Origin of the sequence: Sphingobacterium rhinopitheci (genome assembly GCF_022627575.1) — a bacterium.
GTDB classification, from domain to species: Bacteria; Bacteroidota; Bacteroidia; order Sphingobacteriales; family Sphingobacteriaceae; genus Sphingobacterium; species Sphingobacterium rhinopitheci.
Genome location: NZ_JADEYQ010000021.1, coordinates 17,098 through 33,191 on the forward strand (window position 1 = coordinate 17,098; position 16,094 = coordinate 33,191).

12 protein-coding genes and 1 tRNA gene are annotated in these 16,094 nt (G+C 35.3%); 6 read left to right on the forward strand and 7 right to left on the reverse strand.

Annotated elements, in window-relative coordinates:
• Positions 1-32: 32 nt before the first annotated feature.
• On the reverse strand, positions 33-491 hold the full coding sequence (locus IP023_RS13910) for an Lrp/AsnC family transcriptional regulator (RefSeq protein WP_241791004.1): 459 nt from the start codon (positions 489-491) through the stop codon (positions 33-35).
• 171 nt (positions 492-662) lie between these two features.
• On the opposite strand from IP023_RS13910, the gene IP023_RS13915 reads away from it, so the two are divergent.
• From IP023_RS13915 to IP023_RS13925, 3 genes are all read left to right on the forward strand, one after another.
• A complete protein-coding gene (locus IP023_RS13915; protein ID WP_241791005.1) occupies positions 663-1,736 on the forward strand; it encodes a PLP-dependent cysteine synthase family protein in 1,074 nt (357 codons plus the stop codon).
• A 120-nt stretch (positions 1,737-1,856) separates the two neighbouring features.
• Positions 1,857-3,533 carry a protein-disulfide reductase DsbD family protein gene (locus tag IP023_RS13920; RefSeq protein WP_241791006.1) on the forward strand — a complete coding sequence of 559 codons (1,677 nt, stop codon included), beginning with the start codon at positions 1,857-1,859 and terminating at the stop codon, positions 3,531-3,533.
• A 292-nt stretch (positions 3,534-3,825) separates the two neighbouring features.
• Positions 3,826-4,821 carry a 3-keto-disaccharide hydrolase gene (locus IP023_RS13925; RefSeq protein WP_241791007.1) on the forward strand — a complete coding sequence of 332 codons (996 nt, stop codon included), beginning with the start codon at positions 3,826-3,828 and terminating at the stop codon, positions 4,819-4,821.
• Between the two features lie 122 nt (positions 4,822-4,943).
• Here IP023_RS13925 and IP023_RS13930 read toward each other — a convergent pair whose 3' ends face one another.
• Complete coding sequence (locus IP023_RS13930) at positions 4,944-5,249, reverse strand: Smr/MutS family protein (RefSeq protein ID WP_241791008.1); 306 nt, start codon at positions 5,247-5,249, stop codon at positions 4,944-4,946.
• Between the two features lie 398 nt (positions 5,250-5,647).
• Here IP023_RS13930 and IP023_RS13935 point away from each other — a divergent pair, with 398 nt between their 5' ends.
• Together IP023_RS13935 and IP023_RS13940 are read left to right on the forward strand one after the other, a co-directional pair.
• On the forward strand, positions 5,648-8,890 hold the full coding sequence (locus IP023_RS13935) for a SusC/RagA family TonB-linked outer membrane protein (RefSeq protein ID WP_241791009.1): 3,243 nt from the start codon (positions 5,648-5,650) through the stop codon (positions 8,888-8,890).
• 11 nt (positions 8,891-8,901) lie between these two features.
• Positions 8,902-10,662, forward strand: coding sequence for a RagB/SusD family nutrient uptake outer membrane protein (locus tag IP023_RS13940; RefSeq protein WP_241791010.1), 1,761 nt, complete (start codon positions 8,902-8,904; stop codon positions 10,660-10,662).
• An 83-nt stretch (positions 10,663-10,745) separates the two neighbouring features.
• On the opposite strand, the gene IP023_RS13945 is transcribed toward IP023_RS13940, so the two are convergent.
• From IP023_RS13945 to IP023_RS13965, 5 genes are all read right to left on the reverse strand, one after another.
• Positions 10,746-11,135: a group III truncated hemoglobin gene (locus IP023_RS13945; RefSeq protein WP_241791011.1), complete on the reverse strand. Its 390-nt coding sequence runs from the start codon at positions 11,133-11,135 to the stop codon at positions 10,746-10,748.
• A 70-nt stretch (positions 11,136-11,205) separates the two neighbouring features.
• A complete protein-coding gene (locus tag IP023_RS13950) occupies positions 11,206-11,868 on the reverse strand; it encodes an ankyrin repeat domain-containing protein (protein WP_241791012.1) in 663 nt (220 codons plus the stop codon).
• A 19-nt stretch (positions 11,869-11,887) separates the two neighbouring features.
• Positions 11,888-13,219, reverse strand: a complete 1,332-nt coding sequence (locus IP023_RS13955; protein WP_241791013.1) for an amidohydrolase — start codon at positions 13,217-13,219, stop codon at positions 11,888-11,890.
• 162 nt (positions 13,220-13,381) lie between these two features.
• The gene (locus IP023_RS13960; protein ID WP_241791014.1) at positions 13,382-14,242 is read right to left on the reverse strand and encodes a helix-turn-helix domain-containing protein; all 861 of its coding nucleotides are present in this window, start codon (positions 14,240-14,242) and stop codon (positions 13,382-13,384) included.
• Between the two features lie 133 nt (positions 14,243-14,375).
• Positions 14,376-15,233, reverse strand: coding sequence for a DUF4822 domain-containing protein (locus tag IP023_RS13965; protein ID WP_241791015.1), 858 nt, complete (start codon positions 15,231-15,233; stop codon positions 14,376-14,378).
• A 307-nt stretch (positions 15,234-15,540) separates the two neighbouring features.
• On the opposite strand from IP023_RS13965, the gene IP023_RS13970 reads away from it, so the two are divergent.
• Positions 15,541-15,614 (forward strand) — tRNA-Pro (locus IP023_RS13970).
• The last annotated feature ends 480 nt before the right edge of the window (positions 15,615-16,094 follow it).

Below are 16,094 nucleotides of genomic sequence, written 5' to 3' on the forward strand. Positions count from 1 at the left end.
CAATTAATCAGCATTCCTAGTATTTATTTCCTTTATAAAGGATAGGCCGTTTCACTTTTTGTTTCCGACAGTACAAAGTATGTTTGTACCGTATTTACATGTGGTAAAACGGCTAGTTTGTGTCTCAAAAATTGGTGATAAGCATCCATGTCCTTGGTCGCAATACGAAGCATGAAATCATATGATCCTGCCATTTGGTAGCATTCCATTACTTCGGGAAATTTGGCTACTTCTTTTTCAAATTCATTGAGCACTTCAAAAGTATGAGCCTTCAAAAATACTTGTGAGAATGATATCAAGCCGATTCCTATTTTATGGCGATCTAGGATGGCTACAGTTTTCTTTATATAACCTGCAGACTTTAATTTTTTTACACGCTCATGAATGGCAGCTATTGACTTATGCAGTTTTATCGCTAGTTCTTTATTGCTCAATGTAGCATCTTCTTGTAATAGTTTGAGTAGCTGATGGTCTGTATAGTCTAATGGCATGGTGTATTATTTTTTGTAAGAAATGGTGTTACGCTTGTTGTTCTGAAAAAAATATCGTTTAATGCACTAATTTATGTAAAATTTATCGAATTCAATTCTTGCTGTTGAATATTGTTTTGTTTTGTTTCATTTTTGGATAAGTTTTTAAGGTCTTATTTAGTGTACAAAGAAATGATCACAGAAGGTATATACAGCAAATGCTTATCTCCAGAATTAGATAATCGATTCAATCACTTATGGTGTTTAGTTGGGAATACACCCATGCTAGAGCTCCAATATTCCTATAAAGGTAAAGTTGGAAGTATCTACGTTAAATGTGAGAATTATAATCTTACGGGTAGTATCAAGGATCGTATGGCACTATATGTTTTGTATAAAGCATATATGAATTGTCAGATCAGCCCTGAAGATGTAATCATTGAAGCTACAAGTGGTAATACTGGTATTTCTTTTTCTGCTATAGGTAAAGCTTTAGGGCATCAGGTAAAAATAATTATGCCTAATTGGCTAAGTAAGGAACGTATTGATATTATCAAAAGCATGGGGGCAGATATTCAATTGATTTCTAAAGAAGAGGGCGGATTTTTAGGATCTATTCAATTGAGTGAAAAGCTTGCTGCCAATGGAGGTGTATTTCTACCTCGACAATTTGAAAATAAGTTTAATGCCGAAGCACATGAGTTGACTACTGGGAGAGAGATTGTAGCGCAGCTAGCAAATATAGGCTTAGTACCGGATGCTTTTGTTGCTGGTGTGGGTACTGGAGGTACGGTTATGGGAGTAGGTAAACACCTTAAGGATATAAATCCGTTCGTTAAAATACATCCTTTGGAACCACAAGAGAGTCCAACATTGACTACCGGTTATAAGGTTGGTGCACATCGTATTCAAGGGATATCTGATGAATTTATTCCTGCAATAGTAAAATTAGACGAACTCGACGAGGTCTTATGTGCCTCTGATGGTGATTCTATTATAATGGCACAAAAGCTAGCTAAACAATTAGGTTTGGCAGTAGGAATTTCTTCTGGTGCAAATGTCATCGGGGCGATTAAGCTAAAAGAGCAATTGGGGGATGCTGCGGTAGTAGTAACCTTATTGTGTGATGATAATAAAAAGTACTTAAGTACTGATTTGGTAAAAGAACAACCCATCAAAGAAGGGTATATTTCTTCTGATGTCGACTTCACAGGATTTACGCCAATAGCACGATTAGAAAAACCCTTTTTTGGATCTGGTAAATAAGAATTTGTTGTAGCCTAGGGAATAGGTACTGTTTATGTTTAGTTTATGATTCCGGGGTGGTAGTGAACTCCGGATATCATGTTTGATTAAATTGTATACCCATAAAATTAACCTTCATTTATGAAAATAATAAAATTACTTGTCCTAGTATTATTCTTCTCCGTAAGTATGTATGCTAGCGCACAAGAGAATGATAGCATTATCAATATTGATGACCTTGAGTTTGTAGAGAGTGAAACACCATCATCTCCAGTAGAAGGTATAGATTCTACTGCAGGTAGTGCTGTAGCATCTGTAGCGATAAACAAAATACCTGCTATTGATAAATCACCAATGGAGGATATCGAGAAGGCTTCCATATGGACTATTTTTATAACAGGCTTAATTGGAGGTTTTGCTGCCTTTTTTATGCCTTGTATATTTCCGATGGTACCACTTACGGTAAGTTTCTTTACCAAGCGAGCAGTATCACGTAGCAAAGGGATTTCGCAAGCATTATTATATGGACTATTTATTATCGTGATATATGTAGCTCTAGGAATGCTGATCACCATTGCATTTGGCTCTGACGCGCTCAATGCACTATCTACAAATGGGGTATTCAATTTCTTATTTTTCTTAATATTAGTCGCTTTCGCAGCTTCTTTTTTAGGGGCATTTGAAATTACTTTACCTAGTTCTTTTGTGAATAAAATTGACGCCAAATCTGATAAAGGTGGTTTTATTGGTTTATTTTTTATGGCTTTTAGTTTGGCTTTAGTCTCCTTCTCATGTACAGGACCGATTATAGGGACTTTACTTGTAGATGCCGCTTCCAAAGGAGAAAGATTAGGCCCAGCAATTGGGATGCTGGGCTTTTCTATTGCTTTGGCTATCCCCTTTGTGGTATTTGCTATGTTTCCATCACTCATGAAATCTATGCCCAAATCTGGTGGCTGGTTGAATAGTGTGAAAGTCGTTCTAGGTTTTTTAGAGTTAGCTTTAGCCTTAAAGTTTTTGTCTAATGTAGATTTAGCCTACCATTGGAATTGGTTAGATCGAGAGGTATTTTTAGCCTTATGGATTGTTATTTTTGGCTTATTGGGCTTATATTTAATCGGTAAGATAAAATTCTCCCACGATAGTGAATTATCATATTTATCAGTTCCGAGAACGATATTTGCCGTTGTTGTATTTGCTTTTGTAGTATATATGGTACCAGGGATGTGGGGTGCACCATTGAAGTCAATATCTGCTTTTTTGCCGCCAAGTGCTACACAAGACTTTGATTTGTCAGTAGCTCCTGCTCAGTCTGAGGGGGGAGAATCCTCCGCGCGTAAAAAGAAAAAATATTACGATATATTTCACGATCGTGGTACCCCTAAAGGGTTTGATCCATACTATGATTATGAGGAAGCTTTGGCTGCCGCAAAGGAAGCGCACAAACCTCTGTTAATAGATTTTACAGGATGGAATTGTGTTAATTGTCGAAAAATGGAAGCCAATGTTTGGACAGATCCCAAAGTAGCGTCTTTATTGAAGCAAGAATTTGTAATGGTGGAATTATTTGTCGATGATCGTACGGAATTATCCCCACAAGAGCAGTTTATTTCTACTTATAGTGGCAAAAATATTAATACCATAGGGAAGAAAAATTCGGACTTTCAAGCCTCAAAATTTAATAGTAACTCTCAACCTTTATACGTCATTTTAGATACTGATGGTAATATAGTAGTTCCTCCAACAGGAGCTGATTATAATGTTGAATCTTATGCCTCATTTTTAAAATCTGGTATTGATTTGTTTAAGAATAGATAAGTACACAACCTTAATATTTTATTTAAGCCTTCTAAATATTTTTGGAAGGCTATTTTTTAGCTGTGATTGGATGAAGATAAGATACCGATCATCATATGATTACACGTTGTAATCTATTTAGTAGGTGGTTCTATTTTACGATTCTTGTTGCTGTATATTACTTATGGAAAGCTAGCTAATAGTCTATGAAACCATTATGTTACGGAGAATTATTGGTAAAGGTTATAATTTTAATATATTTGTTTATAAAATTATAACACCGTAAACCGAAATAATTATTTAAAATTTCATTATGAAGAAATATATTTTGTATCCCTCCATGTTAGCTATTGTAGCAAGTAGTTTTGCTGCTTGTAATACAGCAACAAAGGATGCCGCAAAAGACGAAGTACATAATCCTGCATCGCAATCTATTCCTGAAGAATCTAAACCTTTAATTGGACGTTGGGATTTGACCGTGATCAAAGATGGTAAAGAAACACCTGCTTGGTTAGAGATTAAGCTTTCTGGTTTTAATACTTTAGTAGGCTATTTTGTGTCTGACGCGGGTAGTGCTAGACCGATATCACACATCAAGTTGAATGAGGGGAAATTCTCTTTTGAAATACCTTTGCAATGGGAAGATGGTACTGGTGTAATCGCTGTAGAAGGGGCGCTGGAAGGTCAAGAGATTAAAGGTAAATTGACTTCTAATAAAGGTAATGTATTTGAATGGACAGGGGTGAAGGCTCCATATCTCGTTCGCCAAGGTGCTGGAACATTGGGTAAACCTATTGATTTATTCAACGGCAAAGATTTAGCAGGCTGGACTACTTTTGGTGGTGAATCGCATTGGGTGGTAAAAGATGGAATTTTGATTAACGAAAAAGCAGGTGCTAACCTTGTTTCGGATCAGTCTTTTGAAGATTTTAAATTAGAGGCTGAATTCCGTTATGCTGAAGGAGGTAATTCGGGTCTTTATTTAAGAGGTCGTTATGAGGTACAGATTGAAGATTCGCCATTAGACAGACATCCTGGTTCTTTATATTTTGGTGGTGTATACGGCTTTTTAGCGCCTAGCGAAATTGCTACGTTAGGACCTAATCAGTGGAATAAATTTGAAATAACCTTGAGAGGACGTATGGTTACGATTGTTGCTAACGGCAAAACGGTGATCAATAATCAAGAGATCCCAGGAATTACCGGTGGTGCATTGAATAGTAAAGAAGGTGAACCAGGACCTATCTATATTCAAGGAGATCATACTGGAGTAGAGTTTAGAAAATTGGTGATTACACCAATTAAATAAATAGTAGAAATTGATTGATGCTACTTCTATATCGAATAGGAGTAGCATTTTTTTATGCCAATAAATTAAAGCTTCCTAAATATGTAATACGGTATTCTTATGCGAATAGAGTTATAGATATCTTATATACCAATATGTACGACTACGATGTCTTCATTGTGGTATGCAGCATGATAATTGGTGATTAAAGCAGCATTTTTATAAAATTTAAGCTCCTCGTATATAGTTTCACGTAACACGCCCTTACCTTTACCATGGATAAATTTTATCTCTGGGTATTCCCAATATATTGCAGCGTCAAGAGTCTCTCTCAATCTATCGATGGAAGCCATTAATAATTCATCAGCATCATAATCATCAGCATCAGATAAAAATGAGTCAGCATGTAAATCTACTGTCTTTGGAGGTCTTGGAAGTTCGCGTGCCATAGTTTTACAAAAGTAAAGGTTTGTCTGGATTATTACGTATATAATCTAATTTACTTAAATATCAGTATAGACAACTTTTGAGTACGCCATTACGATTTCTATTTATCCTCTTTATTTAGATAATGTATTAGGTCTTCAATGGGGCGTGTAGCAGGGTACTTAAGCTATTTCTTTTATGAAAATATAATTTTTATAATTAGTAGGTGACTATGACTTGGTTATAGTAATGTCGTTTCTATGCTAAACCGGTTTTTTATTTGTAAAAGTTGTTTTACTTGTTTTTTTTCTTCCAAAATTATAGTATGTTTATGTATTGTTTACTATAACAATTTGTTAATCATTTATAAATCAGGAGTTAATTTGATCCCATTAATTTAGCTTCAAAAACGGAAAAACCTATGCGAATAAATTCTAAACCTATTATGTGGATGATACTGCCATTATCCGCTATTCCCTTGACAGGTTTCCCTGTCGAAGGAAATTTCAACATGATTTCTACCGAACTATTAGCGCAAGAAGCTAGACTTCGAGGCAGGGTTGTTGATGAACAAGGAAGCCCTATTATTGGTGCTACAATCCTTAATAAGCAAACTAATACGACCGTACAGACAGCGGAAAATGGTGCTTTTGCAATAGCCGTACAAAAAGGACAAACGGTACAAATTTCTTTCTTAGGCTATGCTTCCCAGCAAATTGTCGTTCAGCAACAAACTAATTTGGTCATTCAGATGAAAAAAGATGATGCTATGCTCGATGAGGTTGTGGTTGTTGGATATGGTACCCAAAAGAAAGCCAATTTGACGGGTGCTGTTGATCATATCGGTTCAGAAGTGTTCGAGGGACGAAGTAGAGCTAATGCAAGTCAGATGTTGCAGGGGGCAGTTCCAAATTTAAATATATCCCCTGCAGATGGTAAACCGACTCGATCGCCAAGTTTTAATATTCGAGGAACTACTTCCATCGGACAAGGGGGAAGTGCATTGATCTTAATCGATGGGGTTGAAGGTGATCCATCTACAATTAATCCAAATGATATAGAGTCGGTATCGGTATTAAAAGATGCATCATCAGCCGCTATATATGGTTCAAGAGGTACTTTTGGGGTAGTTTTAATTACTACTAAAAGAGCAAAGGACGGCAAAAGTTCAATTAATTATTCAGGAAGTGTAGGATCACAACAACCTACAACATTGCCAAATTTTGTTAACGATGGTTACACTTTTGCGGAGCGATTCTATGAAGCATATACTGCATGGAACAATTATTCTTCTATTCCTAGCAAATTAAATAAAACTCAAATATTTTCACTTGATTGGTTAGAAGAGTTCAAGCGACGTAAGGAGCAGGGAATTGATGAACCTGTCACTGTATCCAGCAATGGCACTTACGTGTATTATGGCAATGAAGATTATTATGGCGCTCTATTAAAGAAAAGATCTTTTGTACAAGATCACAATTTATCCATTAGCGGTAATGCCCAAAAGCTAGATTATTATATTTCTGGTCGATTGTATGATAATGATGGATTGTATAAGTATAATACTGATAACTATAATTCATATAATACGCGTGCTAAGGCAGGATTACAAGTGACGGATTGGTTGAGGATAAGTAATAATATTGATTATGCAAGTATCAAATATCATGATCCTTCTACTGCGGGTGAGGGGGGTAATATTTGGCGTAATATAGCTGATGAAGGTCATACTTCTTCTCCAATTTTCAATCCGGACGGTTCATTATCATTCTCCGCAGCTTATACGGTTGGAGATTTTGTATATGGTAAAAATGGTACCGATAGTGACAAGACTGACTTTAGGAATACAACCTCTTTTGAAACCAAATTTTGGAACAATACATTTAGAATCAAAGGAGATTTTACCTTTAGAAATAGTGATTTTTCTTCTTTGAGAGTTCGTGTTCCTGTACCATATAGTGTCAAAGAAGGTGAAATATTGTCCTTGCGAACCTCTTTGAATGATAATATCTATCAGGTAGCACAAAAGAATAATTATCTATTTACTAATATTTATTCTGAGTATGAAAATACATTTAATACGCAGCATTATTTCAAAGCATTGGTTGGTTATAATTATGAACAACAGAAATATCAAGCTACTTATGTAACTAAAAATGGATTGTTAACAGAAAATACAGAAAATCTTAATTTAGCACTAGGTGAATCTGTTCAAGCAACAGCAGGATATAATAAATACCGTATAGCAGGTACTTTCGTTAGATTGAATTATATCTTTAAAGATCGTTATTTGTTTGAATTTAATGGTAGATATGATGGGTCTTCAAAGTTTCCTACCAATGAACAATGGGCATTTTTTCCTTCTGTCTCTGCGGGCTGGCGCCTTTCGCAAGAATCCTTTTGGAAAGTCAATCCACAGATTATTAGTGACCTGAAGTTTAGAGGATCTTATGGCTCTTTAGGGAATGGAAATATAGCACCTTATGCATTTTTGGATAACTATAGTATTGGGACTTCTGATAGAGTGCTTAATGGTATAAAAAATAGATATACTAATGTACCAGGTGTTATTCCTGACAACCTTACTTGGGAAACAGCGAGAACAGGAAATTTTGGTGTCGATGCTAATTTCTTAAATAACAAACTAACACTTACCGCAGATATATATAGCCGAAAAACATTAAATATGTATACGGTAGGTCAACAATTGCCTGAGATCTTTGGTGCTTCTTCGCCTAAAGGAAATTATGCCGACATGACCACTAAAGGTTATGAACTTAGTATTGGATATAATAATCAATTTGATCTTGCAGGAAAATCTTTACGTGTAGGCCTACGTGCTACTTTAGCAGATTATAAATCTACAATAGACAAGTATAATAACGAAACGGGTAATTTGAATGACTATTATGCTGGTCAGCGTGTTGGTGAAATATGGGGATACGTAACTGAAGGGTTATTTCAAAATCAAGCAGAAATAGATGCTGCTCCAAAACAAACGCTTATTAAATCTTCCAATTCAGGGCAAATATACCCTGGTGACCTACGATTTAAAGATATCGACGGAAATGGGGTCATCGATTATGGGTCTAATACATTAAGTAATCACGGTGATAAAGTAATAATTGGAAATAGAGACCCTAGGTATATATATAGTTTTAATTTGAATTTAGACTATAGCAATATTTACTTTTCAGCATTCTTTCAAGGTGTAGGAAAGCAGGATTGGTATCCTAGTAATGAATCTATTTTTTGGGGACAATATAATAGACCTTATAATAAATTACCGGAGTGGCATTTAAACAATTATTGGACAGAAGATAATACCGATGGATATTTGCCTAGGTATGCAGGATATAATACCTCTTTGAAGCAAACAACGCAGACGCGTTATCTACAAAATGCAGCCTACCTACGGTTAAAGAATATTCAATTAGGATATAACTTTTCCCCATCGATGATTTCTAAATTAGGCATGAAAGGTATGAGAGCCGGAATTTCTGCCGAAAATTTATTTACATGGTCGCCATTGTATAAAAATACGAAAGATATTGATGTCACTAATATAGGTTCTTCAGATCCTGATATTGGTACGGGTTCAGGAGATGGATTCAATTATCCTACCATGAAAACTGTTAGTTTTAATTTATCCATAAACTTTTAAAAAATTATAACATGAAAAATATCTTTGGATTTATAAGTATATGTACTTTATTTTTATCTTCTTGTGAATTGTCAGAGCTACCTCAAGCAACAGCTACAGAGGAAGATATATTTGGAACAGAGAGTGGTTTGAAAACCTATTCTTATTCTTTTTATAATAATATAACATCGGGATCGGATGCCTATAAAGGCGATGTTATGTCTGATTATGGGGCAGTAAATAGCCTAAATAGTTTTTTGATGGATGGTGCTTATAATGCTGAAGTAAGCTCTGGTTGGTCATGGTCAGCATTACGAAATATTAATCATTTTATAGTAAAATGTGAGGCTTCTCCTTTGAGCAGTAATATCAAGAATAATTATATTGGTGTAGCAAAATTCTTTAGAGCTTGGTTCTATTACGACAAAGTAGTTCGTTTTGGGGATGTACCTTGGGTAGACAGTCCTTTAGGGGTAGATGACAAAGATAAGCTGTATGGAACACGAGATCCTAGAACAGTAGTGATGGATAAAATAATGGAGGATTTGGATTTCGCTTATCAAAATATACAAGCGACATCGAGTGATGGTACCACCATTACTAAATGGACAGCATTAGGGTTGAAATCCCGTGTAGCACTTTTTGAAGGTACTTTTCGTAAATATCATACCGATTTAGGATTAGCAGGTACTGCTGATGTATTTTTGAATTATGCGGCCGATGCTGCTGCGGAGGTAATGTCTAAAGGTCCCTATTCTTTAAATACCGATGGTGGGCCTACTGTATCCCAAAGACAACTATTTATAAGTGATATTCCTGTAAAATCGGAGGTGATGTTGGCTGTAGCTTTTAGTAATAGCTTGGCTATTTTGAATGATGCCAATTGGTGGTGGACTTCTGCAACTTATGGCCCTCGATTTAGTTTGGTACGACCATTTATTAATACAATATTAAATGACGATGGAACACCATATACCAGTAGAGCGAATTTTCAAACGGAAGAGTTTTTTGAAGAATGTCAAAATCGCGATGCGCGCTTAGCACAGTTAATACGCACGCCTGGTTATAAAAGAAATAATGCCGCTGCTCCTCCAAATTTTTCTAGCTATACGTATACAGGGTATCAACCGATAAAATATACCTTAGATGATAGTTACTATGACAATGGTAGAAGCAATACAAATGCTGTTCCTTTAATGCGCTACGCTGAAATATTATTGAATTATGCAGAAGCTAAGGCAGAATTGGGAACCCTTGCTGTCGATGATTGGAAAAAAACAATAGGTGCTCTACGTGCTCGTGCTGGCGTAACTGGAGGCTTGGATCAATTGCCGACAACAGTTGACGCGTATTTAAAAAATACATTCTTCCCTAATATTAATAATCCTATATTATTGGAAGTACGTAGAGAGCGTCAAGTAGAATTGGCATTAGAGGGATTTCGTTTTAATGATCTAAAGAGATGGAAAAGAGGGGAGCTTCTTGCTGAATTGCCTTGGCAAGGAATCTATGTGCCAGCGCTTAATAAGCTGATAGATTTAGATCATGACGGAGTCAACGATGTTATCTTTTACGATGGTGCAGAACAAGCACCGACGGTACCTACAGGGGTTGCTCGTGTAGCTATTGGTGGCAAATCAACTAATTTTCAAACCCTGGATGCCACCAATCATTTAGAATGGTTTAAAACACAAAAAAGAACATGGTATGCCGATGGAAGGCAATATTTATATCCTATTCCTGCCTCAGCAATAGTATTGAACCCTAACCTTATACAAAATAGAGATTGGTAAAATCGTTCAATCTATATACTAAAATATCCCCTAAGGCATTAGACCTTAGGGGATATTTTAGTATTTCTTAGCGTAGTTTTTAACTATATCAATGGCGGTTTGTCTGGATTATTACGTATATAATCTATTTTACTTAAAAACATGACAGACATCTTTTGAGCACGCCATTTTGCTTCTTCTACTTTTGCACCTTCAAATAGACTGTCAATAGTTTCGGTAAATAACTGAAGCCAATGGTCAAAGTGTATTTGTTGAATAGGGAGGTGAGCATGTGGAGGAAAGGGACGGCCATCGTAAGTATACTCTTCTAAAAGAATTGTTTGCCAAAAGCGATACATTTTATTCAAATGCTCAGGCCATCGGTCTTGTATATTCTGTTTGAAAATTATTCCTAATATATCATCCTGTTGAATACGATTGTAGAAAGTGTCTACTAAAAGTATAATGTCGTCAATAGTTGTTATATCTTTCATAATTATTGCATATTTACGAACAAAAGTGCTGTTTTTTTAATGTACTTGCGTCATTATGCTGTCAATAGAATTATCCCCTAATAATGTTAGCCAATTCTGTAAAGCCGAGACGCTCGGCAAGTTCTAATGGTGTTACTCCTTGATTATCTGCTAGGTCCATTTGTGCTCCGGCATCCTTAAGGATTTGCACGATCTGCTGGTATTTAGCAGTACCATCACCAAGGATTATAGCTTCAATTAAGCCTGTCCATCCTAATCTGTTGATATGATTTATAGGGTAATCTTTAGTGTTCGATAATAATCGTACTGTTTCTACATGCCCACGTTCACAGGCAGGTATCAATGCAGTACCATTATAGCGATTGAATACATCGAAGCGAGCACCGTTCATCAAATATAAGTGTACCAATTCTGTTTGCCCCGTTGCTCCAGCATATAAAAAGGGACTATCCATATTGTCTGCTTGTTTATTTACATCTGCACCATATGCTACTAATAGCTTGGCCATCTCGGTATTAGCATTGTTTGTAGCTATAAGTAATAGTGTGCGTTTTTTTGAATCCGTTATATTTACGCTTATACCATTTTTTAAAGCCTGTTCTACTGTTATTTTGTCGTCCCTTTCGACAGCTTCTATTATTAATTGTTCATCCATGTTTATTACTATTGAATCATTGGCACTACAAGATTGTAAAGTCAATAGGCTAATGAATGTCATCATTATAATTCTCATATTGTTTAATTTTTAAGGGTTAATAAATAATATTACCCTGGTGTATTAAGGATCTTATAGGAGATATTCTTGATACCGCTTCAGCTGAACAGCTCGCATCTATGAGGACAATATCTGCTTTGTCCCCAATTTTTGGCCATTGTTGATTACCTAGATCGTCCAATGGGATAGGCCCTGCTGTAGCTAGTTTTAATAACCTCGAAAGCTCAAATTCTGACACTTGATTATATAGTTGTGCTGCGAGATTCGCTTTTTGTAAAACACTGCCTGTACCCATTGTATTCCAATGGTCAACAATGCTATCGTTGCCTGTCATTACATGGACACCATGATTCATAAGTGTTGGGATAGGCATTATTAATTTTCCAATAGGTACAGTAGATATAATTCCGATTTGTGCATTTGCCAGTTGTATAGCTATATTCTCTAACTGATAATTGTCTAATTTGCCCAACACAAAAGAATGACTGACAAAAGTTTTACCTTTTAAAGTAGGATTTTCATTCACCTTAGCGATAAGGTATTCTATTGTTTTGAGGCCTGATTCTCCTGTCTCATGAAGATGGATATCAATACCTTTATTATTGTCTAAAGCCAATTGAATAGTTGTATCCATGGTTTTCTCTAATGCGCCATCTACACTTGTAGGATCCAGTCCACCGATAAAATCAATATTCATTTTCGCCGCTTCCTTCATATATGGAAGCGAATCTGTGTAATATAATCCATGCTGTGGGAATATCACTAATTCAGCGTCAAAGCTATCTTTTTTGTGTTCCAATGCGCGCTCTAGATGCTTTAGAGAATCCAATTTTGAGGTTGGTTCTATATTTACATGGCTACGTGCAAACGATGATCCATTGGCTTGTAGCAGTTCGATAAGTTTCTCCGCCTTGTAGGTTGAATTTTTTAGCAACTCCGGTATTATCTGTTGTTCAAGCGCAATCATACCTTTTATTCCTCCTCCTTTACGGTTTACAGCTTGCCATTTGTCTGCATAAATAGTTTTGTCCAAGTGGATGTGCATATCCCTAAAGGATGGAAGCATAAGTAATCCCTTTGCATCAATACAATCTTTTTCTGGTTGATTACGGTATATATTCGCAATTTTTCCATCAGCTATGTCAATAGTGTATAAAGCTGTTTCTGTGCTTGTAATATGTTGATTATCATATTTGAATCCCGTTTCTAATAGGACATTCTTTAGCGTGTAGCTATTATTGTTTGCCATAGTGTAGTTTTCGTTAGTTATTTCCTTTGCTAATAGAATTTCTGGTAAGAATGATGCTGCTGTTAATCCCATAACGATATTTTTAAGGAATATTTTTCGAGATACTATTTCTTTATTCACGAACTATTTTTTTTAAATACAAAATACCTGAATTTATTATTTAATATCTTATTAAAATACGGTCTATACTTTTAGATTTTATAACTAAAAGGTAAATTCACAGTGGAGATAGTTAATGAGGGGAGGGGATTTTAGAGATTGAAGGAGTTTTGGCTGATTTGGTTAATCATGACCACGAAAATCACTCGGAGAAATACCTGTTTGATTTTTAAAGAAAACCGAAAAATAGGAGTTGTTGGAGAAGCCGAGATCATAAGCGATTTCCTTTATGGTGAGCTTATTATTTTGTAAATGCCTTTTTGCTTCTATGGAGACGCGCTGATGAATAAGTTCTATAGCAGATATTTTTAGATTGCGTTTGCAAAGAATATTGAGGTAATTGGCAGAAATATGTAGTTTATCAGCATAAAAAGTTACTGATTTTTGTTGTTTATAAAATTCATCTATTAGCATATTAAATTTAGCTAACTTCTCATTCGATTGGTATACTTTAAATTCTGTAAATACCTCTTCTGCTTCCGTGCTTATAATAGTAGCTATTACTGCTGCACGTGCACGGAGTAATTGAAGAAGTGAATTCTCTCTCTTAAGCTCTTCCTTTATTTCCTGAAACTCATAACTTATTTTTTTATATGAATCTTCACTAAGTTTAATTACGGGATGATTCTGATAGTTGGTAATTGAAAATCTGAAAAAGGGAGCAAATTGTTCTAGAAAATTAGGCTCTATCATAAACTGATAGCCCTTTGTATTTTCCTTAAGATGCCATTTGTGTGTTTGTCCTGGAAATAAAACGTGTATTTCTTTATTGCCAATTGTATAATCTATAGCATCAATAGTATGAATGCCTGATGCCTGATCAAAAAGAATAATTATAAAAAAATCATGCTTATGCGGTGATATTATACGTTTCTCCCCATTTAGTTCGTTAAATATTATTTCTGTACGTCCCACAATTTGTTCCTTCCTAAAGGAATGAATTCCAATTGTAGGGGCAAACTGCTGCGAATTTGATTTTTGCATTTTTAGAAAAAGGATAAATAAAATGAATTATTTTTTATTTCTAATGTAATTTAAATAAAAAAAACCTGAAATAATATGGTTAATTAAATTATTTCAGGTTTTAATATACTATAGCTATTACTTAAATAACTATTTACGGCTCAACATGATCTGTAGGTGTATGTACAATATCAAAATAAACCGTTCTGTCGTTGTTGTTTGGATAAATTCTATACGTAAATTCTGTCGTTGTCAATACCGTTATATCTACTACACGTGTGAATAGTACTTCATTATCATCATTTAGAGCAACAAGTGTTCTTGTCTTTCCATCTGCTGATACAGACCATGTACCTTGTAATTTTGGGGAATCATCTAAATTGACCATTATAAAAGACCCATTTGTCTTGAAATAAGCATAACCCACAAAATTTATAACATTAGGATTTGTAAGTGGTACAGTTGCTCCTTGGTTATTTTTAGCACTTGTCGTTTCCCATGATACACTAGCCAATATTTGTGAAGGCGTAAAAGTAAAAGTTGGTTCTACATGTGTAGTCGGTGTATGAATAATATCCAAGTATACAGATCTATCATTTTCATTTGGATATATTCTATACGTAAATTCTTGTCTTGTTAACACTATTATTTCTACATCACGGGTGAAAAGTGTTCCCCCAGCAGCATTTTTAGCCGTTATTGTACGTGTTTTTCCATCTGCTGTAACAGACCAATCACCTTGTATTCTTGGCGCATCATCTAGACTAAATATAGTGAATGTTCCATTTGATTTGAAATAAGCATAGCCTACGGTTGGAATAACATTTTCATTTGTTAATTCTACATTTTCGCCTTTTTCATTTCTTGCACCCGTTGTTTGCCAAGATACACTGGCTAATATTTGGCTAGGGCTTTCTTCTGGAGCAGGATCATTTTTATTATTGCAACTAAATAGTACTATTCCTAAGAAACCGAATAATAATGCAATTGTGAATTTTTTTGTATTTTTCATTTTCAATAATTTTGTTCCTGCAAAGATATGTATTTAACTTTAAGTTATAATTATGTTTTTTTTATTTTATTTTTAGGGATTTATAATTGTAGGTTTTTATTTGATATTTGTAGATGAAATGTATGAAGTTTTTTACAAATAGTACCATGTAAATCGGTAGGCTAAACTTTTCTTACAGTAGATCTGTTGTTTATTGAAAATTATCTTTCAATAAATCAGTATTTTACTAAAAAAATAGGGGAAAGGTATTGACAAGTGTGAAAAACGATGTATATTTGCATCACAATAAATAAAGGTGATACCTTTTCGGGGTGTAGCGTAGCCCGGTATCGCGCCACATTTGGGATGTGGAGGTCGTAGGTTCGAATCCTGCCACCCCGACAAAAAGAGTTCTAACGAAAGTTAGGACTCTTTTTTTTGTGGCATGATGAGAACCTGGGTTCGATCCGTGGAGGCTCAAGGTATGTGTTTGGGGATAGCGGGGCTGAGCCAATCCTGCCACCCCGACAAAAAGAGTTCTAACGAAAGTTAGGACTCTTTTTTTTGTGGCATGATGAGAACCTGGGTTCGATCGGATCATGCGCAAAAGTTGGATCAAGAAGAATTCGGATCATGCACAAAAGTTGTGTTTAAGCAAATATTTTAGTTAATCTATACAGAAAGAAATTTACATCTTTTACGCCTCTAAACTGTGCTCTGAAAGCTTTTATTTTAGCATTAAAGGACTTACTTCGTAGCTGCTTCGCGGTCAGCGGAAGCATTAGTTGATCTATTGATAAAGTAATTGAGGATAGATTTGTAATTGACTGATATGGTATTGACAATAGTATTGAAGGATTTGAATCCAGCCAATTCCACATC

Coding starts and splice junctions, on each gene's coding strand:
- IP023_RS13910 (WP_241791004.1), bottom strand. CDS start 491: ATGCCATTAGACTATACAGACCATCAGCTACTCAAACTATTACAAGAA.
- IP023_RS13915 (WP_241791005.1), top strand. CDS start 663: ATGATCACAGAAGGTATATACAGCAAATGCTTATCTCCAGAATTAGAT.
- IP023_RS13920 (WP_241791006.1), top strand. CDS start 1,857: ATGAAAATAATAAAATTACTTGTCCTAGTATTATTCTTCTCCGTAAGT.
- IP023_RS13925 (WP_241791007.1), top strand. CDS start 3,826: ATGAAGAAATATATTTTGTATCCCTCCATGTTAGCTATTGTAGCAAGT.
- IP023_RS13930 (WP_241791008.1), bottom strand. CDS start 5,249: ATGGCACGCGAACTTCCAAGACCTCCAAAGACAGTAGATTTACATGCT.
- IP023_RS13935 (WP_241791009.1), top strand. CDS start 5,648: ATGCGAATAAATTCTAAACCTATTATGTGGATGATACTGCCATTATCC.
- IP023_RS13940 (WP_241791010.1), top strand. CDS start 8,902: ATGAAAAATATCTTTGGATTTATAAGTATATGTACTTTATTTTTATCT.
- IP023_RS13945 (WP_241791011.1), bottom strand. CDS start 11,135: ATGAAAGATATAACAACTATTGACGACATTATACTTTTAGTAGACACT.
- IP023_RS13950 (WP_241791012.1), bottom strand. CDS start 11,868: ATGAGAATTATAATGATGACATTCATTAGCCTATTGACTTTACAATCT.
- IP023_RS13960 (WP_241791014.1), bottom strand. CDS start 14,242: ATGCAAAAATCAAATTCGCAGCAGTTTGCCCCTACAATTGGAATTCAT.
- IP023_RS13965 (WP_241791015.1), bottom strand. CDS start 15,233: ATGAAAAATACAAAAAAATTCACAATTGCATTATTATTCGGTTTCTTA.